A 24,323-nucleotide genomic window follows, 5' to 3' on the forward strand; every position below is an offset into this window, starting at 1 on the left:
TCGCTCCTCTATGCGTTAGATGGAATAAACACCTTCCGGTGTGATTCGCTTCAAAAATTGCTTTGTCCGTTCTTCCTTCGGATCATTAAAAATCTCATTCGGCTTGCCTTCTTCGACAATGACGCCGCCGTCCATGAACACCACATGACTGGCAACATCCTGCGCAAAGCCCATTTCATGCGTAACGATAATCATCGTGATGCCTTCCCTCGCGATTTTGCGAATAACGCCAAGCACCTCGCCGACAAGCTCCGGATCAAGCGCCGAGGTTGGCTCGTCGAACAGGATCACCTCCGGATTCAGCGCAAGCGCACGGGCAATGCCAACGCGCTGCTGTTGTCCCCCGGAGAGCTCGCTTGGGTAGGCATCCAGCTTATTGCCGAGCCCGACTTTCTCCAGCAGCTCCACACTTCTTTTGCGTGCCTCATCCTTCGGTATTTTCTTAACGATGACGAGCCCTTCCATGACGTTCTCGACGGCCGTCTTATGCTTGAATAAATTATATTGCTGAAACACCATCGCGCTCTTCTGGCGAAGCGTATGAATATCCTTTTTATCCGGACGTTTGCAGTTGACCGAAAAATCATCAATGGAGATTTGGCCGTCATTCGGCTTCTCCAAGTAATTGATGCAGCGCAGCAGCGTCGTTTTGCCGGAGCCGCTCGGCCCGAGAATAGCTACGACTTCTCCTTTCTCTACGGTAAGATCGATGCCCTTCAGCACCTCATTGCGTCCAAAGCTCTTCCTAATCTGTGTCAGCTTAATCATGAGACACCGCCTCTGTTGTAAAGGTTAAAGCGCTTCTCGGCTAATGCGGTCAGGCGCTCGATGATAAAGGTCAATCCCCAGAAAATGATGGCTGCCGCCAAATAAGCCTCAAAAAACTTCCAGTTCGTCGTCGCAACGATTTGCGCTTTCGCGTTAATTTCCACGACCGATACGGTAAAGGCCAGTGTTGACCCGTGCAGCATTCCAATAATCATGTTCGATAAGTTCGGCAAACTTGCCGCAAAGGCTTGCGGTAAAATAATTCTTCGCATCGCCTGCGAAGTCGTCATGCCGATCGAGTAGGCCGCTTCGATTTGTCCGCGGTTGACGGCCAGTAAACCCGATCTCACTACCTCTGACATATATGCGCCAGCCGTGATGGAGAATGATACATAAGCGAACCCGATCATTGGAATGGAGACCGATCGAAAGGATAGTCCCAAGGCGCCGGCGACAGCGTCGACGATAATCGGCAGCCCGAAATAAATGAGCAATAAATGCGTCAGCATCGGCGTACCGCGGATAAACGTGACATAGGAAGCCGCGATCGGATAGAGGACAGGCACTTTGTAGAGGCGTATAACCGCTACGGTAGTACCAATGATCAAGCCGCAGAAAACGGAGACGGCCGTTATCGCGAGTGCCGTCGGCACGGCGGTTAGCAGTTGAAGAAAAGCCGTCCATATAAATGCAAAATCAAGCTTCATTTTCCCGTCCCCCTCTGCCAAAGCCCGGTCCTATTGCGAGCCACCTTGCTTTCCCTTTTTTCAAACGAGGTTCTTTGTCCTCAGACGCTATACGGCGTTCATGCTTTAACAGCTTGTGTTCAATGAAATGGAACAGCTTCTCAAGTCCAAAGCTGATTATAAAATAGATGATTGCGAGTGAAATGTACGTTTCAACGAAATGCCTGGACATCACGGCGAGCGTTTGCGACTTGCCCGTCAATTCCATAATGCCTAACGAAAAAGCAAGCGAGGTGTCCTTCAGGTTCGCGATGACTAGATTGGCAAATACCGGAACCGATATCGCCATGGCTTGCGGAAGGACGATCCGCGTAAAGGCTTGAAACCCTGTCATGCCTACCGAGTAAGCCGCTTCAACCTGCCCGCGGTCCACCGCTCCTACAGCTGCGCGAATCATTTCCGCCATATAGGCTCCGCTGTGTAGGGCGTAGGTGAGGATGACAAAATATAAGGCCGGCACCTTTGCGACATCTACGTGAACGAGCTTCAATATTTCAGGAAGACCATAATAAAACAAAAACAGCTGAATCAAGATCGGAGTGCCTCTGAAAAAGGAGAGATACACCTGAGAAAAACGTCTTAAAATCGGAATCTTATAAAGCTGGGGAAGGGCGACGATAAACCCGACGCCCAGCCCGATTACGATGGAACTCACTACAATAAGAAGAGTGACTTTCAAGGTAGGCAGCAGCTTTACTAGATATTCGAACACATAACTGATATCAAATGGTTCTCCCATCCAGCCATCTCACCTTTCACCCGCGTTTATTTTTCTTCGGAAGTAAAGTCATTGCCTAACCATTCAGAACTAAGCTTTGCAAGCGTGCCGTCTGCTTTAAGCTCTTTAATCGCTCCGTCAACCGCGTCGGAAAGTTTCTTTTGCTCCGGATCATCTTTACGGAACATGAACAAAATGTCTGCTTCGCTAAGCGCCGGTCCTACTGCTTTAAGCTCTTGCTTTGAATCGATAAGCGATAGGGTGAAGTCGGCTGCCAAAAATGCGTCCACGCGGCCGGAGGTTACTTGTGCTACGGAATCGTTAGCTCCGCCGTTTTGGTACACGATTTCAATGGCGTTATTGTTTTCTTTGTTATAGTTTTCAAGAATGGTCGATTGCGCGCTCGTTGCCGTCGTCAACACTTTTTTGCCTTTTAGATCATCAAGCGTTTGAACGGAATCATTGTCCTTTGCGACGATAATTTTGTTTCTCCAGTGCGCGTACGGTTCCGTGTTAAACAAATATTTTTGCTCTCGTTCCGGATTTTTCTCCATTTCATGGGCAACCAGGTCGATTTTTTTCGTTTCCAAGCTCAGCAGAAGGTTTGTAAATTCAAGCGTTTGGATGTCAAATTCGTAGTCGGCCAGACGTTTATCGATTTCTCTAACCAACTCAACATCGAAGCCGGTTAGCTTACCGTTCTCGTCAATAAAGCAAACGTTAGGGAATTGTGTCCCCGTGCCTACAACGATCTTCGTTACTTCTTTCGAGGCATTTCCGCTTGCTGCTTCCGCATCGGCGCCAGCGTTGTTTTTGTTGCTGCCGCAGCCTGCAAGAGTTAGTGCCATAACGATTGCGATTGATAAAAAGAAAGCTTTTTTCATTTTCTTTTCCCCCAATGTATGATGTAATTCTAATCCTTATAATTCCTACCTGTTAAGTAAGGATTAACGTTGAATTCACTTTACCACCTGAATGCAGATTTCGTCAATCCTATTCCTTATAGAGATCTTCTATAAGTAAATCGATTTGTCTGATCGGTGGTTTCGGCAATAAAAAACCGCTGCTTCAGAAGGAGCAGCGGATGAACATGTTTAATCACACTATTTCAATCGGCTTTACTGACAATTTAACTTTACCATGAGTGCAGCTCTTCGGATAATAGAGCATTTCTATAAAAGCTTTCAATTTACCGATAAGCCCAGCTTCATCTCAGCTAACTGCTTTCCTATCTCCGTAATCGCCTCAAGAAACGCGAGATGCTCTCCGTGATGCGAGATGAGATTGGTTTGCAAGGAAATGCCTTCCGTCTCCGGAACACGGATCTGATAAAGCTTCCCTTCGCGTATTTCCTGCTGGGCACATAAATCGGGGAGAAAACCGATGCCCGCCTTTTGGATGACCAGCTTCTTAGCCAGCTCAGAATTGTCTGTTTGAATTTGAATATTGGGCGGCATGTCGAGATGCTCGAAAATACGGTGGATGCGCAGCCAATCTAAAGAGCCGCACTCAAAAAATACGAGCGGCTGCTCCGCAATCGCTTCGATCGTCACGCTCTCCGTCCTTAAAAAAGGATGCCCGTCATAGGCATACAGCCGGATCGGATCCTCATAGAACTTCGTCGATTGCAGGTTGGGATGGTTCACGTTGCGAACAAAACCAATATCAACTTCCTTGCCTAGCACCTTATTCATAATTTCATCCGTCGTGCTGGTTACGATTTTATAATGCGTATTCGGAAACCTTTGCTTCAAGCGAGGCAATAAATCCGGAATGACATAATTGGAGACGGATACGGTACAGCCAATTCGGAACTCGTCGGGAGACGACTTCTTCTGATTAATATGAAGCTTGCCCTTCTGATAGATAAGCAGCAGCTGCTGCGCGTAGGGCAAAAACCGCTTCCCATCCTCCGTTATTTGTATCTGTTTTCCCTGCCGGTCGAACAGCTTGCAATCAAGCTCCTGTTCAAGCGATTTAATTCTAGCCGTTACGGAAGGTTGTGATAAATACAACGCGTCTGCTGCTTTATTAAAGCTTCCGCAATGAATGACATAAACGAACGCTTCGATATTTTCAATATTGATCTCCTTCACCCCCTCAATCCATTTAAACCAACTAATCCAATAAGAATTTATTAATTTAAAAATAACAAATGAGAGGGCTGGCTGTCAATCGTCTTCAAAGCAGCATGCCGCATTTTTCTAGTGCTGCTGCGATCACTGCCACGCTCTGCGGTACCGTGTCATGTTCCGTATCCGCTGCTAAATCTCCTAAGGGATTAAACAAGCGTAAACGGCTGTCGCCGTCCTCAGTGGCAAAAGCTATCGTTTCGCGGAGATATATAAGCACATTTATAAGTGAAAACTTATAAATTCTTATATATCGAAAAAATACCCCTTACGGGGTATCTAGCAGACTTTTATTTAGGCCAAGGCAGAGAAAAATGAGCTGTATCTTCCGGCTGCTGTTATTCTACAGTCATAATAATTTCTTCGTACTTTTCGTCGAAAGAAATCCGCAGCGATTTATTTTCTAAATACCACAAGTTATCTTCCTCTATAAAATACGTTATGCCATCTATTTCCTCGCGAAGTCCAATGCTTCTTGGCTCATCCTTGGTGACGCCAAGCGAAAGCCCTGGATGAACACTGCCGCAGCCGCCCAAACGGACATAGATGCGAATCGAGTCACCAACGGTCAAACCCATTTCCTGCTTATACCAGCGAGCCGCTGACTGCTCTACCACTAAATTCATCGCGGTCATCTCCTTCCACTACCTATTCTATTCCATCATTACGAATATGCGAACCGATGTCAACACTAACAAATGTACAAATGTGTTCAGTGAAAATAAAGGATTATAAGGATTAATCCAATACCTCAACAAGAAAAACTTTGTTAGCAAATCCGCCTCTTTCAGAAGCCTTCTTCAAACGCATAGTCTCTGCATTTTCGAGGCTTACTCCGTGAATCAAAGCATACGCATGGATTACCTCTAGCACGTCTGCTAGTTCTTCAGTAGCATCCTCCACATTCGCTGCCTCTATATACTCTAAAATTTCTTCATCTAATTTCTTTCGTAACTCTACTGCATATTTCTCGTCGTCTAAAATTTCGTAAATACATTTTTCTCCTTTAGACTCGATTATTTGCGGAATTCCATCACGCACCAATTTTTTATACAACGTCATTTGTCCTCACCTCATCATTACTTATAGCCTCTCAGATAGTATAACTATAGCAATTATCCGCTACTGCGCAAACCTGCCTAATAAGCCATGGATCCTTCAAGAACTTTCTTAACCAATTTGGCCCCTGCTGTATTTCCTTAGAGAATGCCGGCAGTTTAAACACAACCTCCGCCGCATTGTTCCACATTAACAAATCTCAGCTTCGGTGCTTACGTATTCTACTGCACTTTCTACAACAGAAACCTGACTTGGCACCCGACCACATGAGCTACGTTGCAGTAAGTACAACAGAATTCCCCCAACACGCCCCAAAACTGCTCCATGACACGGTTTCTATTGCAGAAACTGCATTGTAGTGAGATAAATGACGTTTAAGCACGAATTACATTGTATAAACTGCAGCGTAGGAGGCGAGATAGATTGGTGGTTGATTAGTGGTTGATTAGTGGTTGATTGGTGGTTGATTGGTGGTTGATTGGTGGTTGATTGGTGGTTGATTGGTGGTTGATTGGTGGCTGATTAGAGGTAGTTTGGTGCTTGATTAGAGGTAGTTTGGTGCTTGATTAGAGGTAGTTTGGTGGGTGATTAGAGGTAGTTTGGTGGGTGATTAGAGAAGAAGCCGAATACGAATATACCCAATACAAATTGCAAAACTAAAAAAAGAAGACTGCCGTCTTCGGCAATCTTCTTTAATCTGTTTTATTCGTATCCCGCTCCAACCCGCCTGCATCCATTTCTAGCTTCACTTCTTCAGGGAGCTTCTTCGAAGCGCTCGGCACCTGCCTTTTTTTCGCTATGAGCTCGTCGGACGAGCAAATGACGATACTGACCTGTCCGCCGCTCGCGTAAGCACGGATCAGAACCGGCTGGTCATATTTGTTTTGAAACACAAAATCGGGACCATACCAGCTAACCGTCGCATCGCGGCCGGGCGGCACATATTTCACATTTCGGCTATGGGAATACCGCTCGATAATTTTCAGCCCCGCACGGTCTACAGCGTTGAACAGCGTCGACGAAATTTGGCAGATGCCTCCGCCAATATCCTCCGACATTTCTCCCCTTACGATTACAGGAGCACGCAAATAGCCCGTTTCCTTCGTCCGCTTACCAACAACTTCATTAAACGAAAATCTCTCATTAGGGAATACGACATAATTATTAATCGCTTTTGCGGCCAAACTAACGTTATGAGAGCGATTTTTGTTATTCGAATTGTAATAAGTCGCATATTGGCCAATTCTTTTTACTTTTATCGTCGAGAGCAGCTCGCTGTCTACCCTTGGATAAATCGTCAGCATGGGAACCTCAAGCTGCGAAAACCCGCCTTCAAAAATAAAGCTGTAAAATTGCTCCTCAAACAATTTTCGGTCCAGCTGGCTTCCCGCATGCTCAGGCAATATTCTCCCGCCGCCGTCCAGCGTCGCGTTAACAGCCGGTTTCTGCACCTGCCTGTCTATCGCGTCCATCCCTTTGTTTAATTTATCCCGAACCACGAACGGTATGCCGGTACGCGAATCGCTGTACTGAGCCCGGCTCATTTCCAGAATAACTTGTCCATTTCGCTCAATGACAAGCGGATCGGGATAATGCCCCTGCTGAAACATCATCAATATGGCTAAAATCCAATACAGACCCATTGTCGCTAATCTCCCCCAGACGGTAGTATCCGTGATAGTATGAATCATTTTGGGCTTATCCATTCATGAGCAGTCGTTCACATATTTAAAAGCTAAATAGCTGAATCTAATAAAAAATAATGATGGAGGAGGAGCATAGCGAACATGAACTTCTTATGGAAGCAGGCATTATTGGTTTTCACCTCGATTCTTATCTCGCTGTTGACGATTCAGCCGAATGAGGCACAAGCACTATCAACAATTCAGAAGCCAATATCCTCCCCAAACGAAAAGCAGCAAAGCAGCTTTATCATCACGGTCCGTTCCGGGCAGCAAGCCGCTTTCGTCAGCGACCTTCGCATCGAGAGCCGCGAAATGAATGCAGCTTTGCGCCAAGCGAAGCAAGCGCCTGCTTCTGCGGCAGAGGTAGACGTTTTCTCAGATATCTACATCACGCTGCTATCCCCCGAAGCTACGTATTTCCGTTTGGAGCGAAGCGGTCAGCTATGGGATGAAACAAAGATGGAAAGAACGATTTTGCCGACAAAAATGGCAGAGAAGCTCATCGGACTAGCAGAAGCAGTGCGGTCGCAGCATTACGGAAAGCTTCTTTCCTGGCAGCAGTCGACGCAAATTTTGCCTAACAAAAGCATCTTTTCCGTAACGGAGCTGGAAACGGGCTTAACGTTCAATGTACAGCGCCGCGCTGGCAGCGACCATGCTGATGTTCAGCCCTTGACGAAGGATGACTCCCGCATAATGAAGCAAATCTATAACGGTAGGTGGAGCTGGAAAAGAAAAGCGGTGCTTATCCACTCGGGCGATGCTTGGATCGCGGCTTCCATGAATGGGATGCCCCACGGCGGAGACGGCATTCCCGAAAACGGCTTCTCCGGCCATTTCTGCATTCACTTCTATCTAAGCAGTACCCACAAATCTGATCTTCCTGATTTGGCGCATCAGATCATGGTACACAAGGCAGCCGGGAATTTGAAACCTTTTTTCGATTCCGCATCACCGCTTGTATTAGCTAAAAGCTTCATTGAAATAATGAACCATCAGGATCAGGGGCTGCTTCAGCAGGTTGCAGAAGGCATTTCGAAGGAGAAATTCGCGTATTTCGTTAAGGAAATGGAGTCGCTCGATTCCATTCGTGAAAAAAAACAGTCGAAATACAAGGGGGCAAGCGACACAGATGATGGGGATTTCGATGAGAGCTTGTCAGCAGAAATCAGATTGCCAATTACGATTCATAAACAAAACCATGCTGAGCGGAACACCGGTTATAGGTTTATTTTCAAACGCGAATCTAAGCAATCGCCTTGGCGTATCCAAAACATTTTGACAGATGAAGATAATATGGATTCGAATATTCAATGAAATAAACAAAGGCTGCCGTTCTAATCTCCGGCAGCCTAAAGTGTTATAACAAACCGTTGCTCAACGAGACTACCCGATTCTCCTTGGCTGAAATATAGGCGCTATCGAGCAAGGAAACCGAATGCAGATTATCTCTTGCACTATTAGCCGCCTCTATTCCCGTTTCAATCCAAACGAGCAGTTGGTCCAAGCCGTCAAACACGGCTTCATCTATCGGCATCACCGCTTGCCAGGTTTGAACAGGCGTCGGATTCCAATTCGGGACGCCTGAGGGATCGAGACGATACAAACCGATCACATCCGAATTAGAGCTTATTACACCCTCGCTCCCGAGAACGACCAAATCATTTTTAATAAAAGGGCTGGAGAAGCTTTGCGTGAAATGTGTGCTAACTCCGTTAGCAAACGTCATTTGAACCGTAGCATCGGTTTCCCCGATACAATCGACTGCATTTGAAGAATAGGCGCTGCAATATACCGACTCCGCTTCCGAATTTGCCATGGGGCGTATACCGTCAAGAAAATTATTAATGAACGGGGCGAAGGTGCGAATGACTTCAGCCGCATCCTCTATACCGGATTTAACCAGATGGGCAGTATCCACAGTCAAGCCGACTGCTGAATCAGCTTGAAGTTGATCAAAAAAAACGTCAAAATCTATACGGTACATAAGAGGTTGATCATAGTGATGGTGCAGGGAGAGCTGCAGTCCGTGTTGCTGTGCTTCCTTACCCATTTCTTCAAAAATCCCGGCATACCTTGCGATATGCTCGTAAGTTATGCTCTTTCTCGATACGCTATGGCAATATACGATTATCTCCGTACCTACTTTTCCCGCAAACCGGAACAGCTCACGAAGCTGAGCTTTGCTTTCATCGTCAAGCAGCGTTCCACCGGTAATTAGCGCAGAAGCGATACCATCCGGTTGTCCCCAACGTTCAATAAATCTTTCAGGTTCTTTAATATAGGGGGTGTATTGGCTCCATTTCAACTGAAGTCCATCATATCCCGCCTGGCGGTACCCTTTTATCATCGTGTACTCATCTTCAAGCGTAGACGTTGGTCTGGAAAATGCATATTTGATGCCCATTACCTTCCTCCTTCCTATAGCCCGGTTCATTCCCCAATCGTCTGTCTGTCTACAGCCGAATAAGCGATAATCATCCGGCAAGGCTCCCAGCCCGTTACTTTTGCATGATGGGGTACGCCCTGCGGAATGCTAAGCGCCATCCCAGGTTTGAGATGGAACATCACATCCCCTAGCGAATGGTCGCATTCCAGCGAACGAAGAGACAAGCTTATTCAGCCTTATTTAATAACGGCAAAAAAAGGGGAAGTCAGGCAGCACAGCTTTACTCATGAAGGTGAGGAGTTCATTTATATGATAAGCGGTACGATGAACTATAAGGTAGGAGCAACCGAAATTTTGCTACAGCCAGGGGATACGATCTACTTCAACTCTCTTGAAGAGCATCTTCTTAGTCCCCTATCAGATGAAGTCACATATATTGCCGTTTTCTCGCAAAAATCATTAGGGTCCTAGATCATTCGCCCCTTCCGTTTCATCATTCTATCAGATGCAGACAGCTGTTAAACATGCTATAATTATCTTTGCGCTTACTAGAAGGATACTAATAAGGTTTAACTGAAAGAACTACTATACATATAGGTGTTCGGGAGGAGGACAGAAGATGTTCGCGAAGCGATTGAAGCAGCTGCGTAAAAAGAGGAAATTGACTATGCAGGAAGTGGCCGATTACGTCGGAGTTGCAAAGAGCACGTATGCGGGGTATGAATCCGGTTACCGGCAGCCGACGATCGAATCCATTCAGACGATTTCCCGAAAGCTGCGCACGTCCGCGGATTATCTTCTAGGACTTACCGAATTTCCGGAGCCGCCAACGGAACTAAACCATAATGCAAAAGAATATTTGAATTACGAGCAGCTTCATTGGGATGGTGTTCCTTTGGAAAGGGACGATCTGGAGCTGATTCGCAGCTTGCTCGAACGCGTGCTCCGTGACCGAGCTTAACCCAAAGAAGAATAAACCACTCTCTAACTAACAGGTCCGTTAATGGTGAATCACACCATGAACGGACCTGTTTTTACATGTAAGCACCCCATTCTAGGGTCCGCCGGCAAGTTTCGAAAGCGCTCGCTATTCGGAATAGAACATCTTGCCCGCTATGTGAATATGATTACCAGAACGATATATCAAATCAGGCAAGATTTTGTATCCGCTTTCATACCTTATATTAAGGGGGATTCTCCCTTTGCTGCCGCTAGTTCTGAAGATGTCGTTCATATGGATGGTCATGTGAAAATAAGGAGGAATAATGGCATGAACAAATGGTTGAAACTCGTCACCTTGGCCGTTATGCTGCTTACGTACGATTCTTTTTTCAACTTATGGCCGGCTCGTGCTCAAGCGGGATTTACAGACTATATCACGCGCAGTGGAGATACGTTGATGGAGGGAACGTCCACGTTTCGTTTTACCGGAACCAACGAACCTTTATTGAATAGAGCATGGACTGATCCGTCAGAAATCGAAGATGCGATTCGCGCGGCCAGCAGCTCAGGGATTAACGTTATTCGCTTGTATCCGTTTGAAGTGAGAATGAGCAGCGATCCCGCAGGAACTTTTCGTCATGTGATGGGGTCTAATAATTATAATGAAAGCGCATTTAGACTACTGGATAAAATTGTGCAACTGGCAAACCAGTACAATATTCGGCTTATTGTGCCTTTCGTGGATAAGTACAACTACATCGGAGGGATTGCCGATTGGTCGGCTTTCCGCGGGAAAACGGTGAATGATTTTTGGAGCGATCCTACCGTGAAGCAGGACTTCAAAAATTTCATTCAATTTGTAATTAATCGGACTAATACGTATACGGGCGTGCAGTATAAAAGCGATAAAGCCATTCTGGCCTGGCAGCTGGGAAACGAGCTTCCCTCCACGGATAGCTGGGTAAGCGAGATGGCCGCGTATGTAAAAAGTCTTGATTCCAACCACCTTCTAGCCGATGGAGGATATGTTCGGGCACAGGGAATAAGGACCAATGCACTGAATGACATTAATATTGATATTATTGTTCCGCACATTTACAAATATCACAATGTCGATATGGTTACAAAACTCAATGAGTGGAAAGTCAAAACCAAAGGAAAAAAAGCTTTGATTATTGGCGAATTCGGCGACTATTCCCCCACGGAAACCGAACAGCTTCTTGACATCGTTCAGAACAATGAAACATCAGGTGCCATGTTCTGGGGCAGCATGCACCATCACAAGATGGGTGGATGGCATTGGCCTCCGGTTGGAAACTGGTCCTATTTGCGCTATCCCGGTTTCGCAACCGGCGATTGGGCGAACGAATCGGCCACCATCGACTTGCTGCGCAAATATGCCTACTCAATGAAAGGCCTGGCCGTACCTCTTTGGCCGACACCCGATGCGCCTGTTATGTTCCCTGTCGATTCCGTTCATACCCTCTCCTGGATGGGTGTCTCGGGAGCAAGCACTTATGACGTTGAACGTTCGACAAGTTCTTCCGGTCCATGGACAGCAGTAGGCAGCGATGTGACGGACGATGTTACCGCTCCGCGTCATCATACGTTTACCGTACCGATTTTCGACGATGCATCTGCTCAGGACGGCACAAGCTATTACTATAGGGTGAGAGCGAAAAATGTGCACGGTTCCTATTCTACGTATTCCAACATCATCGGTCCAATTAAGGCAAAAAGCGGACTCATCGTCGACGAAGAAAGCAGCGGCTATAACGAGACGGGAACATGGGGTGCTAGTACGCTGGGCGGCAGTTACAATGGCAGCTCCCGTTACAGCAGTACCAATGGAAGTACGGCTACGTGGAGGCCAAACTTCACGACGCCGGGTTACTACAATGTGTATGTCCGATATCCTTACCATCAGGGTTCAACGAAGTATGCTCAATATTCGGTCTATCACAATGGTATAACGAACACTGTAACCATCAATCAGACGAATATAGCGGGCGGTCAGTGGCGTCTGATTGATACGGTATATTTCGCTGGCGGACCGGAAGAATATGTGAAGTTGACGACCGTTGGAGGCGGTTCCAACAGAGCCGATGCGGTCATGTTTGAACCGCAGAACTTTGGCGACAGCTTTCAAAACAATAGTATCGGCAGTTGGACTCCTCTGAGCGGCAGCTGGTCTTTAACCAATGATATCAGTCACGACAGCATTCCCCTCGACAATAGCGTGATGAAACAATCGGGCACAGGCATTGCCGAAACCGTTATCAATTCGACCTACACCAACGCCACCATAACCTTAGCCTTAAAAGCGTATGACAATCATATGGCCAACGCTTCTTCCGGATTGGTAGCCCGGGCAAATTCAGATTTCTCCTACATGTACACCCTGCGCATCAATTATGATCTGAATAAAGTCCAGCTCTACAAAAAACTTGGCAATAGTTGGACCAAAATCGGGGAATCGGGTATGATAGCCACTCCAGGCACCTGGTATCAGCTTAAGTTCGAGATGAAAGGAAGCTCATTGAAAGCGTATGTAGACGGCGTGAAAAAAATCAGCGTTAGCGACTCCAGCTTAACCAGCGGGTACATTGGTTTGCGGACGTACGATCAGACGGCTGTTTTCGATAACATCCTTGTTTCGTCGAACTGATCTTGGCACACAGAACGCAAAAAGCGCCATAGAGGATCACAGCGTAAGCTGAGGTCCTCTATGGCACTTTTTGATGTATCAGTTAAAAACGATGAATCCTAAGAATCATAGACGTCTACGTCTACGATCTTGCCGTCAACATAAGTAAAGTCCTGTTTCGTTGTACCGAAACCTGCCATAGTCTCCGATACATTCATCACTTCCAGTGAAAGTGCTGTCCATTGTTTTTTCTCCATTACACTTCACCTCCTTTAAATGCAAAAAAGCGCCGTAAAGGCACAGCATAAGCTGTGATCCTCTACGGCTCTTTCCGGTGCATCAGTTAAATACGATGAATCCTAGGAATCATAAACGTCGAGGTCAACGAGCTTGCCGTCTACATAAGTAAAGTCCATTTTCGCTACGCCGAAACCTGCCATTGTCTCAGATACATTCATCACTTCCAGGGAAAGTGCAGACCATTGTTTTTTCTCCATTGTATTCCACCTCCTTTCAAGTGCAATTCGTATGCCGATTTCTGCCGTTGGAGAAACCGATAGGCTATCTAGCTGTACGTAAGTATATTTAAGTATGGGTCATCAGCCTGCTCCGGCTTTAGGGCCGTAGAAATCTAGGAATCCTAGGAATCATAAACATCGAGGTCTACGAGCTTGCCGTCAACATAAGTAAAGTCCATTTTCGCAACACCGAAACCTGCCATAGTCTCTGAAACATTCATCACTTCCAGGGAAAGGGCTGTCCATTGTTTTTTCTCCATTATACTTCACCTCCTCTCAAGTGCAGTTCGTATTTCTATTGCAGCCGTTTGAGAAAACGATAGGCAATCAAGCTGCGCATAAGTAACTTTAAGTGAGGGTCATCAGCCTGCTCCGGCTTAATGGCCGAACCTACCATGCTCATCGATTCCTTCACCTGCATCAGGTTCAAGTAGCGGGAAGCCTGCTCATCCCTGCACAGCGTACGAAGCTCTTCTTCTATAGACGGCCACCGGGGTATAATCCGATGTACCCAATCCATGCCTTGAACGCCTCGTGTCCGCTGATTCAATCGTACTTTGTCCGGCAAAATATTTTTGGTGGCTCTTCGGATAAGAGAACGCCCGAAGCCATTCTTCACATATTGCTCCACGGGGATCGACAAGCAAAACTTAATAAGGCGTATATCGCTGGTTGCATCCCGTTCCCATATGCCCAGGCGATAGGATGACTTCGCCGAAATGGTGCCCTGCATGCTTAAAACCGCCTGATTTCTGAAATAATCCTCGCGTTCCCGCAGCATTTGATACGTTGACTCCCGCAAACCGACATCATACTGCGACAGCTTCTCGAGTACCCCGGAGCTCCTTGCAAAATCAGCTTGAATGATGGAAGGTACTCCAGGTTGAAACGAAGCCGCTTTTTCCGGAAAAACCTGCTGTCTAATCGCGCGAACGATTCGTTTCCGGCCAGTGCCCAGCTGTCTGCCGTACATTGAAATCTCACGGTATAATTGGAGCCATTGGAGCTTCTTAAGCATCAAGCTGTAATAACCGATAGCTGAACCCCAGGATATCGAGTAATTCCCTCTTGCGCCCGTGAGCAAGACACCTACGCCTTGACGCGCCGCTTCTTCATGAATGCCTTTAACCCAGAATGCATTTTCGAAATTTTTGTATGGCCCTTCTAAACTGTCGATCCATTCATCAATCTCAGTAAAAGGACTTATCCCCGGGAAATCTAATAAGTTCGCCTTAATATTTCCTACATAATCGACGATGGACTGAATATAAGGACTTTCATCCGCAAACATACTTCTGGGCGTCCAATCTTTGAAATCACGTTCGGGAATGTAGCTGTAGGCCTGTAAGCTCTTGCCTTCCTTGGCGAGCATCCTCGCTGCGAACCCTGACACCGAGCCGGAATCAAGTCCCCCGCTAAGGGTAACTCCCACCTGCTTGAAGGTACGCAATCTGGAGCGAACCGATTCTTGGAAAATTTCCTGAAAGGCCTCCACATATTCGTCATCAGAGCCCAAGGTTAGGCTCTTTTCCGGCATTAATGAGCCATACTTTGCAACCGTAAGCTTCCCCTCTTGCAAAGTAAACGTGTGTGCCGGAGGCAGCTGCAAAACATCTGCATAATAGGTCGTATGGACATCGACAGCATCCAAGAGCGTCGGTATCGCCAAAAATTCGGCAAACCTCTCTTCGCATAGTCTCTTATCTATTCCCGCTAGGGAGAATAGCGGATGGATTACACTGCAGAACGAGAATTGATTCGAACTGTGGTGATAATAAAGGGTCCTGCTTGCAAGCTGATCTCTCGCCCCATACAGCAGCTTTCTGCTTGCATCCCATATAACGAAAGCGAAGTCTCCAATTAGATAACGCGGCGTCTCCGGACCCCATTTGCGATAAGCCAGCAGAATGAGCTCACTGTCCGTTATCCCGCTTCTTCTGTCTCGCCCAATCTCAAGCTGCTCGAACAATTGCCCGCGATTGTCAATAATTGCATCAGCGGTTATAACCAGTCCGGATTGCTCATCCCGAAAAGGAAGCCGTTCATTAACCGATTCCGGTGTAATCCATTGAGCCCGGCAGCCGAGAAGAGCCGACGCATCCTCCCATGTTTCAAAGCTATTTCCTGGAAAATACTGTACAGCTTCCATGAAATCTGCAGTACCATCGGCTGAACGAAGAGGCCTATCGAATTGTATAACACCGGCAATAACGCTCATGCAATCACCTCCCATCGACTCATATTTCATTACACCTATTTCTTCCTTACCTTCTTAACGATAAAGGAAGCTTCCGTGAACTTAAACCTTCTTTATCGTTAAGAAGGGCCCTTATACGTTATAAAAGTATAAGGGCCATGAAAATAATGGGACTAGTAGTAAGTCATCCTAAGAGTCCAAGTCCTCATGAGGGTGACCATTATTGTTACCTTTACCATTTCTGTCAGGATACACTCCATTTTTTCCACCCATGGTCGCGCTGACATCAAGGAGTTCCAACGTCAGTTGCTGCCATTCTTTCTTCATTTCCTTTGTCATTTGTATCACCTCCTTTCATACGGGGCGTTATGAAAATTGCCTTATAAAGCGGTAAACAATTAAGCTTTGCATTAATAATCTTATATTCGGATCAAAGGCTAATTCAGGTTTGGGTGAGTTTCCAATTTTCGAAAGTGATTCTTTAATTTGTTTCACATTTAAAAAATACGAAGCCCCGGAATCACGACAAAGCTGATGAAGTTCTTCCGTAAAAGCACTCCACGATGGAATCATGCGATGGATCCAGTCCGCCCCCTGCACACCCCGAACGCGAAGATTGAACCGGACTTTATCGGGTAAATAATTTTCGGTCGATCTTCGAATTAAAGAGCGGTCCATACCATTTTGGACATACTGTTCTACAGGCACGGATAAGCAAAATCGAACCACCCTGGGATCACAGGTCGGATCCCTTTCCCTGACGGCATAACGTAACGATAATTTCGTTGATGACGTCCCCTGATGGTTTAAGAACGACAAATTTTCGAACTGATAGAATCTTGCCGCAAATTCGTTCATTGAAAATTCGGTCAATCCTACATTATGGTTTTTAAGTTTATCGAAGACTTTGGTTCGTTCCGCTAAATCCGGTTGGATTAAAAGCGGGGTATCCGACCTAGGCTTCGAAAAAAAAGACGGATCCAGAAATGGAAATGCCAGTTTGCCGATTATGGGCAGCAATCGGGATCTCCCTATTCTCATATTTCTGCCATAGAGCTTCAGTTCATGGTTAAAACGTATCCAGCGCAGCTTTCTTAAAAGCTGAGCGTAGTAATCCAGCGCCGGACCCCAAGAGATAGTGTAATTTCCACTCCCTCCATTCAGCAATACTCCGACTCCGTGCTTCTCCGCTTGCTCGAGAATCCCTTTGATCCAGAATGAATTTTCAAAAAACTTATAAGGCGCCTCCATCAGCTCGAGCAGGTCATTCATTTCCTCAAATGAGTTTCGACCCGAGAAGTCCAAATTGTTGTGCGCGATATTTCCTACATGTTGAACCGTGGCTTGGATATAAGGACTCTCATCGGCAATCAAGCTTTTTGGTGTCCAATCCACAAAATCAGAGGGAGGGACATAACTGTAGGTTTGTAATGTTTTCCCTTCCTGCCGCAACGGGTTTGCGGCAAAGCTTACGACAGCCCCCGAATCCAACCCTCCGCTTAAGCTTGCACCAACTTTCCGGTATGTCCGGAGCTTCGATGTAACGGCTTCCTGAAAGACTTCACGAAATGCTTCTTCGTATTCGCCGTTTGTTTTTAGTTTAAGCTTCCCGCCAGGCGTTATGAATGTCCCGTATTGCTCCAATGCAATGTTTCCGTCCGCCACCGTAATCGAATGGCCGGGAGGAATTTGATCGATATTATGATAAACCGTGGAGTGAACATCGATCGTATCCAAAATGATAGGGATCATGAGAAACTCGGTCAACCATGACTCATTCAGTTCCTTCTTGACACCGGAAATAGTAAACAGCGGATTCATCACCGTGCAAAATGCAAACTGTCGTGAATGATGATAATAATACAGCGTTCGATTTCCCGACAGATCACGCGCGCCGAAAAGATGGCGTTTTTGCTCATCCCATATGATGAAAGCAAAGTCTCCTATCAGGTATCGCGGGGCTTCCTTCCCCCATTTCAGGTATGCCGCCAAAATAAGCTCGCTGTCCGTCATCTGTTTCCGGCGGAAATGCTCCACCTGCAACCGGTTAAATAATTCCTCCCTGTTGTCAATGATCGCGTCTGCGGTAATGGCAAGCTTATGTTGTTCGTCGTAAAAGGGCAGCCGTTCTTTAGTCGATTCGGGTGTGATCCATTGCGCGTGACAACCTAAAAATACGAAACGGTCATGCCAAACCCGCACATCATTGGCAGGGTATTTTTGCAAGGCTTGCATCATATTTCCGATCGTTTCGACAGATACAGGTTCTTCATTACAATTAAAAACACCGGTTATCGCACTCATTATTTCTCCAATCTTTCCGGTTATGTTTGATAGCGGTTGTGTTGTCGGAACTAACTGTTAACGCCTGTTTGATAGTTGAGCAGTTGTCTGAACTTTCCTTTGGCCTCTTGAGACAGCTGTTTATAGCCGCCTTGCTGAATAACCTCACCCTGCTCTATGACAATGACCTGATCCGCATTGCGGATGGTCGATAATCGGTGTGCAATGACAATAATGGTCATGCTTCCCTTTAGACGGTCAAGCGCCTCCTGAATCAGCCGTTCATTCTCACTGTCCAGCGCGCTGGTCGCTTCATCCAGCACTAGAATGGAGGGACGCTTCAGTATGGCTCTAGCGAGTACAATCCGCTGCCGCTCTCCCCCGGACAACCGGATGCCCCTGTCACCGATGACCGTATCCAAACCTTGCGGCAGCATGCGTACAAATTCATCGGATACTGAGAATTTCAAAGCGTTCCACAGCTCGGTGTCCTCGGCATACGGGTCAACCAGCTTCAAGTTATCCCGAATGCTCGCATTAAAGAGAAAGGGATCCTGTGCCACATAGCCGATTGCACTCCGCAGTGAGAGAAGCTGCTTCTCGTCTCTCAGCGTAACGCCGTCAATCAGCACTTGCCCTCTCTCCGGTTGAATAAGCCCCATGAGCATATCAATCAGCGTGCTTTTCCCCGCACCGGACATACCAACGATAGCCGTCATGCGATTCGCTGGAATATAGACGTTAATATCACGCAGAGCAAATACCGGCTCTTTAGGGTCGTACCGGTAATTGACTTGTCTGCATTCGATTCCTTCCTGCAATTGAAATTGCTTTCCCCTGTCCGAAGAGCCTGACAAGTTGAGCTCCTTCTCCTGCTCATATTCCTGCTGCAGCTTACGCATTGCTTTAAAAGCGGGCAGATTGGTCGCCAGCTGTTCGATATTCGACTGAATCCCGATAAATCTCGGCCAAAGCCGCGAGAAGATGAGAACAACCAGAATCAATTGCTCAGCCGGCGTGTGGAAGACCTCTAAAGCTAAATAGACGAATCCGGCAATAAGCGTTATGGAAGAGATCCGGTAGATGAACTGGGACAAAGAATTGATTCGTATTAATTGGTTAACGTTGCTCTCCAGCTCCTTGCTCATGTTGTTGAACCAACTGATATGGGAGCGTTCAAGCCTGTTGCTCTTAATATCCTTGATGCCGTTGAAATGATCGCTTATTCCTGCAAAATAGCTCTGAGACAGCTCTGATGTCTTATCGCCAATATGTCCCGCCTTCTTAATAAACCTGCGCGAGAATAGAGCGAGTATTCCGCCGCTTATAAGCACGACGGCCGTTAACAACGGAGACAGCCAGAAGGCCAGACCGATTTGAATAGCCGTAAAAATAATGGCTGTGACCATCTGCAGGAAGAGGGAAGTGCCGTAGCTGACCCGTCCGAGCTCGTTGACCATGACATGATGAAAATCCGACTTCCTCTTGCGGAGGAAGAACTCCCACTTCGCCCCAAGCAGCCCCTGATACGTTTCCGTCCTGAGCGAACGGACGAAGTTCTGCAAAATCCGTGAGTTCAACACCATCTGGCTTCGCTGAAGCAAAGCTTGTCCCCCTACGATCATCACGTATATCGCTAGTACGATCGGTAAGTTTAACTCGATCGACGATGACTCGATGAATGTGAATAAGGAAGAGACAAGCGGCACTTCATCCATATTCATTTGAAATACACCTATAATGCTAAGCATAGGAACGATCATATAGATTCCGATGCCGTCCAGACAGCTGATAACGAATGTAGTGAACATATTGAGGTACAGACGGAATCCTGAAACCTGGTGCATTTTTCGAATAAAATAGAATAAATCCTTCATAAGAAAAACCCCTAATGCGGATTACCGCTCAATTGTCGACAGAACCGCAGCTTCTGTGTGATTCCCGAACACGGCAACGACAGCATACCGTTCCAGTCTCTCATTGCCGGTTACATAATACGACCCGCTGCGCAGCCAAGCGTGAGCAATCATTTTCCCCGTCTCATCCCTGCCGCTGCCCAGATAGAGCGTACTCGCGATTCCTCTTCGCTGCAGCATCTTCATCGCCGCGACAGCCTTAACCATGCACTGACTTTCCCACCATGTGATGCGGCTCATCGCATGAACGGCCTTGGATACCTTACGATGGATGAGATCCTGCTCCATAGTGCTCGTATATGGTGTCTCCCTCATATGCTCGCCAAGAGAAGGTGCTACTTTTGCGAATGGCAGCAGCTTAAGCACCCTCGCCAAAGCTAAATAAAAATAAGCTTCCACATACATCCGCTTCAAGTCTGCGGGGTAAGCTATAAATCTCTTAACTTTTCTTATCGCTTTCCTATACAAGTCCATTATTCCTTCCTAACTTGTATGAGTCCTTCTGCTGCAAGCTTCTGCAAGAAATTGCAAACTTGCTGTTCGCAATCTCCCGGCTCTATCTCATACTCGGTCACTAGTTGCTTAACCATATCTTTTATGGACACAGGGGATGCCATCAGCTCCCACACTCGGCCCCCGAGCTGGCCTAAGTTGTAGTACTTGCCGTTCTCGATGCTCAGCATGATCTTCTCCCCGTTCATTTCGCTTACGAGGTAACCATCCGACTGTGCAACAAGTTCGTTAGCGGTAATTAATTCAACGCTCATGAAATAACAACCTCCCTTTTATTAGTCAAACTGACAATTTGATCAACCAAGTTAAAGGCAGAAAAGCCGTCTGCCGGGCGGCGGAGCTGGTACACCGGGAGCCCGGAAGCAAGCCGGGCAATCGATTGAAATTGCCATTGCTGCAGGTTCAACAGATGGAGAAGGGAATTCCGATAGGTATGCACATTTAAGACATGAAGCCCTTCTAATCTGTTATAAGCTTTAAGAGACGGTTCTGGTTCGGAAGCTTTGATAAGCTCAACTACCCCGGCGAGAGGGAGAGGCTCTCTGCAAAATTGGGACCGTATAGGCACCGCGTATTTGTTAACCCTTTGGTAAATCGATGAATAGTTGTGAGAAAGCAATCCTAATTGTTCTATGCTTTCCTCCCACAGCTTCTGCTGCGGATAGGAAGGATAGACAGTAGCTGCTGCCGAATCATTGGATAAGGAGACCGCGATAACGTCATCCGTCATTAATGGATATCCTGAGTGAGCAAACGCTGCGGCAAGAGTCGATTTACCGGCACCCGATTCCCCGACAATTGCGTAAACCTTCCCATCAATGACGACTGCACTCCCGTGCAGGGGTAGAATCCCTCTCTGCATGAGCAGTACACCCATACAGGTTCCGAGCAGGTAAAGCCGAATTTTTGCCTCATCCGCTCCCGGGTATGGATTTACCATTATATGGCTGCCGGATGTAATGCTGTAAACGGCTGTGTCTGGTACATGAAAGTGAAATCGACCATTGTCGAAGCGGTAGCTCGTCGATGCAAATTGATCCAGGTAATCTTGCTGCGGTGGATTCAATTCAATTTCTACATCAAATTCCGAAATAATTCCATGTATTTCATATGCTTCAGGCAGAACAATTTTACTTTTAATGTTCAAACCAAATATTCGATAATAATTCAGAGTAAGCACCCCGTTTAATAAGTAGTATAAACTTTGTATTTATTTATACTATTCGTAATTAAAATTCATTTTATGTCGCTTTTTTCTAAATAAAAATTAATTATTTATGATATTTCTCCAAAACCATAGAAACGGCCGGAGCGGAACATATAGAAAATGAAATGGTTTATATAGCGGCAGCAGAGACATATCTTTCACGTTAGGTTCCAGGTGATTCAGAAGATACCTCGCTCTCTGCCTGCCTGTCATCAGCGATAGAGTGTATCGAAAATAATGCCAAACGACGCTTTTCTCCGGTACCGGGTTTAATTTAACTATTTTCTTGATAAAAAACAAAGATGCTTTCGCTAGCCGAAGAGCCTTCTTATTATTCGTCACTTGATTCATAGAATGAGGAATATTTGAATCAAGCAGATTGAAAGCTAATATGAAAGACTGCCCTGTGAATGTTTGTCCACCGTACTGTTTAAAATAAACATGCATTTTCCCGCTATCCATTTTAGGTATCAAACGATCTATATCCATTAACCAGCGTAATCGGAACCAGGCATGCCTTGCACCATGATCAGCAAGATAATAGAGCAGGTCTTCATTGCCTAAGCAATAAAATGACTGATTCAATAAATGAACTGTATTTCTACGTTCCCACAGTTGATTGAATGAATGAGAACCAATGGAATTAGGATTTATTCGCCAATGAATTTCAACTTGTACGGCATGTTCTTTATGACGGAAGGAAAGATGATGCAACTTCTCTTTCCAATTATGATTTAATGAATGCTCATCCTCTAATTCATATCCAAGCTGTGTCATGACTTCTTCTGCTCTTTCCACATCTTCTGCATCGAGCAGAATATCCAGATCTTTGGAAGTCCTATGCGACATATCACCGTAAAGTTGAATCGCCAGAATGGGGCCTTTCAACAAAATGGTGCGTATACTGTTGTCTGATAATTTATCGCAAATTTTATTCATCTCTCTAGTTAGCTGCATCATCTTAATGATATTGGAATTGTAATGATAGTGGAGCGTCTCCATAATATCGGCAGGAATAAGAGATGAACGGATTTGATTTAGTTTCAAGTAAACGATCGGATAAACACGATGATGCAAGGTTAATTGTATAAACGAATTCCACTTCATATTTGAAGTGTATTCTCGTATCCTCTTCTCATCCAACTCTTGAACGTCGCGCAGAATGAATAGCATAAATGACAATTCATTCGAAATATCGCTTAAATCAATTTTCTCTGCTTTAATCATGTCAGAACCCCACTATCGTTAGAATTACAATTGCATAACAGGAATTTGCTGTTTGACGCCCTTATTCAGGCTCGGGCGGCCGACGGAATAATAAACGAATGCCGTTCCGAGCAAATCTTCCTCTTTAAACACATTGCGTCCGTCGATCAGAATGGCCTGCTTCATGACGGATTGCAGCAGATTCAAATCCACTTCCGCGAATTCATCCCATTCCGTCAGTAAACAAAGCGCATCAGAGTCTTGTGCCGTATCGAGCGCCTGATTGCACCAAATGACGCCTTCCTTGCCGTATAAGGCCTTGAAGTTTTCCATAGCAATAGGATCGTAAGCTTTCACCTTCACGCCGTTCTCTACCAAATATTGAATGATTTCTAGTGCCGGTGAATCGCGGACGTCATCGGTATTCGGTTTAAAGGACAATCCCCATACCGCGACTGTCTTACCTCGCAACTGGCCATTAAAGATCGTCTCCAGCTTGCGGATCACATTAAACCGTTGATCTTGATTTACTTCCACAACCGACCGCAGCAGCTTGAACTCGTAATCGACGTTACCGGCGATTTGGATAAGGGCTCTGGTATCCTTCGGAAAACAGGAGCCTCCATAGCCGATTCCGGCTTTAAGGAACGACTGTCCAATGCGCTTATCGTAGCCCATCCCTTCCGCAACCTTCGTCACGTCTGCGCCTACTTTCTCGCAAATGTTCGCAATTTCGTTGATGAACGAAATTTTCGTAGCGAGAAAAGCATTGGAAGCATATTTAATCATTTCTGCGCTTCGGATATCCGTTACGATGATTTGCTCCGTCAACGGCCGATGCAGTTGAACCATCGTATCGGCTGCGCTCCCAGTATCAGCACCGATGACGATCCGGTCCGGATTCAGCGTATCCTTAACGGCAGAACCTTCGCGCAGAAATTCCGGCAATGAAATGCTGTCAAACGGCTCGGATGTGCGGGTGCGGATCAGCTCATGGATTCGTTCATTCGTGCCGACCGGTACCGTGCTTTTTATAGCGATGATTTTATAGCCGTTCATCGCTTCGGCGATATCAAGGGCGGCTTGATTGATATAGGCCATATTCGCCTCGCCGCTTGGCATCGGAGGCGTTCCGACAGCCAGAATGATAATGTCCGATTGACGCACCGCTTCGGTCAGATCGGTTGTGAAAGCGAGTTTCCCGGCGGAACTGTTCTTATCCGCCAATTCCTTCAGCCCCGGCTCATAGATGGGAATCTCTCCAGCCTGCAGTGTCTCAATCTTCCCAAGATCCTTGTCGACACAGATGACTTTATTCCCCAGCTCCGCATAACAGACACCCGATACGAGCCCGACATAGCCGGTGCCAATGACTGTAATGTTCATTCTCATCACTC

At 46.3% G+C, this 24,323-nt stretch carries 26 protein-coding genes; 4 read left to right on the top strand and 22 right to left on the bottom strand.

Annotated features, from left to right (window positions below):
* Positions 1-15 precede the first annotated feature (15 nt).
* From RCO25_RS21080 to RCO25_RS21115, 8 genes are all read right to left on the bottom strand, one after another.
* A complete protein-coding gene (locus RCO25_RS21080) occupies positions 16-768 on the bottom strand; it encodes an amino acid ABC transporter ATP-binding protein (protein WP_308998104.1) in 753 nt (250 codons plus the stop codon).
* Positions 765-1,475 (bottom strand): amino acid ABC transporter permease, encoded by a 711-nt coding sequence (locus RCO25_RS21085; RefSeq protein WP_308998105.1) that lies wholly within the window; start codon positions 1,473-1,475, stop codon positions 765-767. Before RCO25_RS21085 ends, RCO25_RS21080 begins: the two co-directional genes overlap by 4 nt.
* Positions 1,465-2,253 (bottom strand): amino acid ABC transporter permease, encoded by a 789-nt coding sequence (locus RCO25_RS21090; RefSeq protein WP_308998106.1) that lies wholly within the window; start codon positions 2,251-2,253, stop codon positions 1,465-1,467. Before RCO25_RS21090 ends, RCO25_RS21085 begins: the two co-directional genes overlap by 11 nt.
* A 26-nt stretch (positions 2,254-2,279) precedes the next feature.
* Entirely contained in the window at positions 2,280-3,116 is an 837-nt protein-coding gene (locus tag RCO25_RS21095) for a transporter substrate-binding domain-containing protein (protein ID WP_308998107.1), read from the bottom strand.
* 300 nt (positions 3,117-3,416) lie between these two features.
* A complete protein-coding gene (locus RCO25_RS21100) occupies positions 3,417-4,319 on the bottom strand; it encodes a LysR family transcriptional regulator (RefSeq protein WP_308998163.1) in 903 nt (300 codons plus the stop codon).
* A gap of 383 nt (positions 4,320-4,702) precedes the next feature.
* Entirely contained in the window at positions 4,703-4,990 is a 288-nt protein-coding gene (locus RCO25_RS21105; protein WP_308998108.1) for a HesB/YadR/YfhF family protein, read from the bottom strand.
* A 112-nt stretch (positions 4,991-5,102) separates the two neighbouring features.
* Positions 5,103-5,426 (bottom strand): nucleoside triphosphate pyrophosphohydrolase, encoded by a 324-nt coding sequence (locus tag RCO25_RS21110; protein ID WP_308998109.1) that lies wholly within the window; start codon positions 5,424-5,426, stop codon positions 5,103-5,105.
* A gap of 689 nt (positions 5,427-6,115) precedes the next feature.
* Positions 6,116-7,066 carry a VanW family protein gene (locus RCO25_RS21115; protein ID WP_308998110.1) on the bottom strand — a complete coding sequence of 317 codons (951 nt, stop codon included), beginning with the start codon at positions 7,064-7,066 and terminating at the stop codon, positions 6,116-6,118.
* A 144-nt stretch (positions 7,067-7,210) separates the two neighbouring features.
* On the opposite strand from RCO25_RS21115, the gene RCO25_RS21120 reads away from it, so the two are divergent.
* Positions 7,211-8,425, top strand: coding sequence for a hypothetical protein (locus RCO25_RS21120; protein ID WP_308998111.1), 1,215 nt, complete (start codon positions 7,211-7,213; stop codon positions 8,423-8,425).
* A gap of 43 nt (positions 8,426-8,468) precedes the next feature.
* Here RCO25_RS21120 and RCO25_RS21125 read toward each other — a convergent pair whose 3' ends face one another.
* Together RCO25_RS21125 and RCO25_RS21130 are read right to left on the bottom strand one after the other, a co-directional pair.
* Positions 8,469-9,515 (bottom strand): hypothetical protein, encoded by a 1,047-nt coding sequence (locus RCO25_RS21125; RefSeq protein ID WP_308998112.1) that lies wholly within the window; start codon positions 9,513-9,515, stop codon positions 8,469-8,471.
* A 26-nt stretch (positions 9,516-9,541) separates the two neighbouring features.
* Positions 9,542-9,721 carry a cupin domain-containing protein gene (locus RCO25_RS21130; protein ID WP_308998165.1) on the bottom strand — a complete coding sequence of 60 codons (180 nt, stop codon included), beginning with the start codon at positions 9,719-9,721 and terminating at the stop codon, positions 9,542-9,544.
* Between RCO25_RS21130 and RCO25_RS21135 the strand changes: the two genes are divergently transcribed.
* The 3 genes from RCO25_RS21135 to RCO25_RS21145 all read left to right on the top strand — a co-directional run bounded on the left by RCO25_RS21135 (position 9,642) and on the right by RCO25_RS21145 (position 13,107).
* Complete coding sequence (locus RCO25_RS21135; RefSeq protein ID WP_308998113.1) at positions 9,642-9,968, top strand: cupin domain-containing protein; 327 nt, start codon at positions 9,642-9,644, stop codon at positions 9,966-9,968. The genes RCO25_RS21130 and RCO25_RS21135 overlap by 80 nt on opposite strands.
* 148 nt (positions 9,969-10,116) lie before the next feature.
* A complete protein-coding gene (locus tag RCO25_RS21140) occupies positions 10,117-10,458 on the top strand; it encodes a helix-turn-helix domain-containing protein (RefSeq protein WP_308998114.1) in 342 nt (113 codons plus the stop codon).
* A gap of 309 nt (positions 10,459-10,767) precedes the next feature.
* Positions 10,768-13,107, top strand: a complete 2,340-nt coding sequence (locus tag RCO25_RS21145; RefSeq protein ID WP_308998115.1) for a golvesin C-terminal-like domain-containing protein — start codon at positions 10,768-10,770, stop codon at positions 13,105-13,107.
* Positions 13,108-13,205: 98 nt separating this feature from the next.
* On the opposite strand, the gene RCO25_RS21150 is transcribed toward RCO25_RS21145, so the two are convergent.
* The 12 genes from RCO25_RS21150 to RCO25_RS21205 form a co-directional block, all read right to left on the bottom strand.
* Positions 13,206-13,343, bottom strand: a complete 138-nt coding sequence (locus tag RCO25_RS21150) for a paeninodin family lasso peptide (RefSeq protein WP_308998116.1) — start codon at positions 13,341-13,343, stop codon at positions 13,206-13,208.
* 102 nt (positions 13,344-13,445) lie between these two features.
* Positions 13,446-13,583, bottom strand: coding sequence for a paeninodin family lasso peptide (locus tag RCO25_RS21155; protein ID WP_308998117.1), 138 nt, complete (start codon positions 13,581-13,583; stop codon positions 13,446-13,448).
* Between the two features lie 143 nt (positions 13,584-13,726).
* The gene (locus tag RCO25_RS21160; RefSeq protein WP_114379620.1) at positions 13,727-13,864 is read right to left on the bottom strand and encodes a paeninodin family lasso peptide; all 138 of its coding nucleotides are present in this window, start codon (positions 13,862-13,864) and stop codon (positions 13,727-13,729) included.
* A gap of 35 nt (positions 13,865-13,899) precedes the next feature.
* Complete coding sequence (locus RCO25_RS21165) at positions 13,900-15,822, bottom strand: asparagine synthase-related protein (RefSeq protein ID WP_308998118.1); 1,923 nt, start codon at positions 15,820-15,822, stop codon at positions 13,900-13,902.
* Positions 15,823-15,990: 168 nt separating this feature from the next.
* Positions 15,991-16,140 (bottom strand): paeninodin family lasso peptide, encoded by a 150-nt coding sequence (locus RCO25_RS21170; RefSeq protein ID WP_308998119.1) that lies wholly within the window; start codon positions 16,138-16,140, stop codon positions 15,991-15,993.
* A gap of 27 nt (positions 16,141-16,167) precedes the next feature.
* Entirely contained in the window at positions 16,168-18,105 is a 1,938-nt protein-coding gene (locus RCO25_RS21175; RefSeq protein ID WP_308998120.1) for an asparagine synthase-related protein, read from the bottom strand.
* Positions 18,106-18,155: 50 nt separating this feature from the next.
* Positions 18,156-19,961 carry an ABC transporter ATP-binding protein gene (locus tag RCO25_RS21180; protein ID WP_308998121.1) on the bottom strand — a complete coding sequence of 602 codons (1,806 nt, stop codon included), beginning with the start codon at positions 19,959-19,961 and terminating at the stop codon, positions 18,156-18,158.
* Positions 19,962-19,982: 21 nt separating this feature from the next.
* Complete coding sequence (locus RCO25_RS21185) at positions 19,983-20,474, bottom strand: lasso peptide biosynthesis B2 protein (protein ID WP_308998122.1); 492 nt, start codon at positions 20,472-20,474, stop codon at positions 19,983-19,985.
* Positions 20,474-20,767, bottom strand: a complete 294-nt coding sequence (locus RCO25_RS21190) for a lasso peptide biosynthesis PqqD family chaperone (protein ID WP_308998123.1) — start codon at positions 20,765-20,767, stop codon at positions 20,474-20,476. The genes RCO25_RS21185 and RCO25_RS21190 overlap by 1 nt, the downstream gene beginning before the upstream one ends.
* On the bottom strand, positions 20,764-21,660 hold the full coding sequence (locus RCO25_RS21195) for an ATP-binding cassette domain-containing protein (RefSeq protein ID WP_308998124.1): 897 nt from the start codon (positions 21,658-21,660) through the stop codon (positions 20,764-20,766). The genes RCO25_RS21190 and RCO25_RS21195 overlap by 4 nt, the downstream gene beginning before the upstream one ends.
* Before the next feature lie 120 nt (positions 21,661-21,780).
* A complete protein-coding gene (locus RCO25_RS21200) occupies positions 21,781-22,947 on the bottom strand; it encodes a nucleotidyltransferase domain-containing protein (protein ID WP_308998125.1) in 1,167 nt (388 codons plus the stop codon).
* Between the two features lie 24 nt (positions 22,948-22,971).
* Complete coding sequence (locus tag RCO25_RS21205; RefSeq protein ID WP_308998126.1) at positions 22,972-24,312, bottom strand: UDP-glucose dehydrogenase family protein; 1,341 nt, start codon at positions 24,310-24,312, stop codon at positions 22,972-22,974.
* Positions 24,313-24,323: the final 11 nt, after the last annotated feature.

Source organism: Paenibacillus sp. LHD-38 (genome assembly GCF_031157315.1).
Taxonomy (GTDB): domain Bacteria; phylum Bacillota; class Bacilli; order Paenibacillales; family Paenibacillaceae; genus Pristimantibacillus.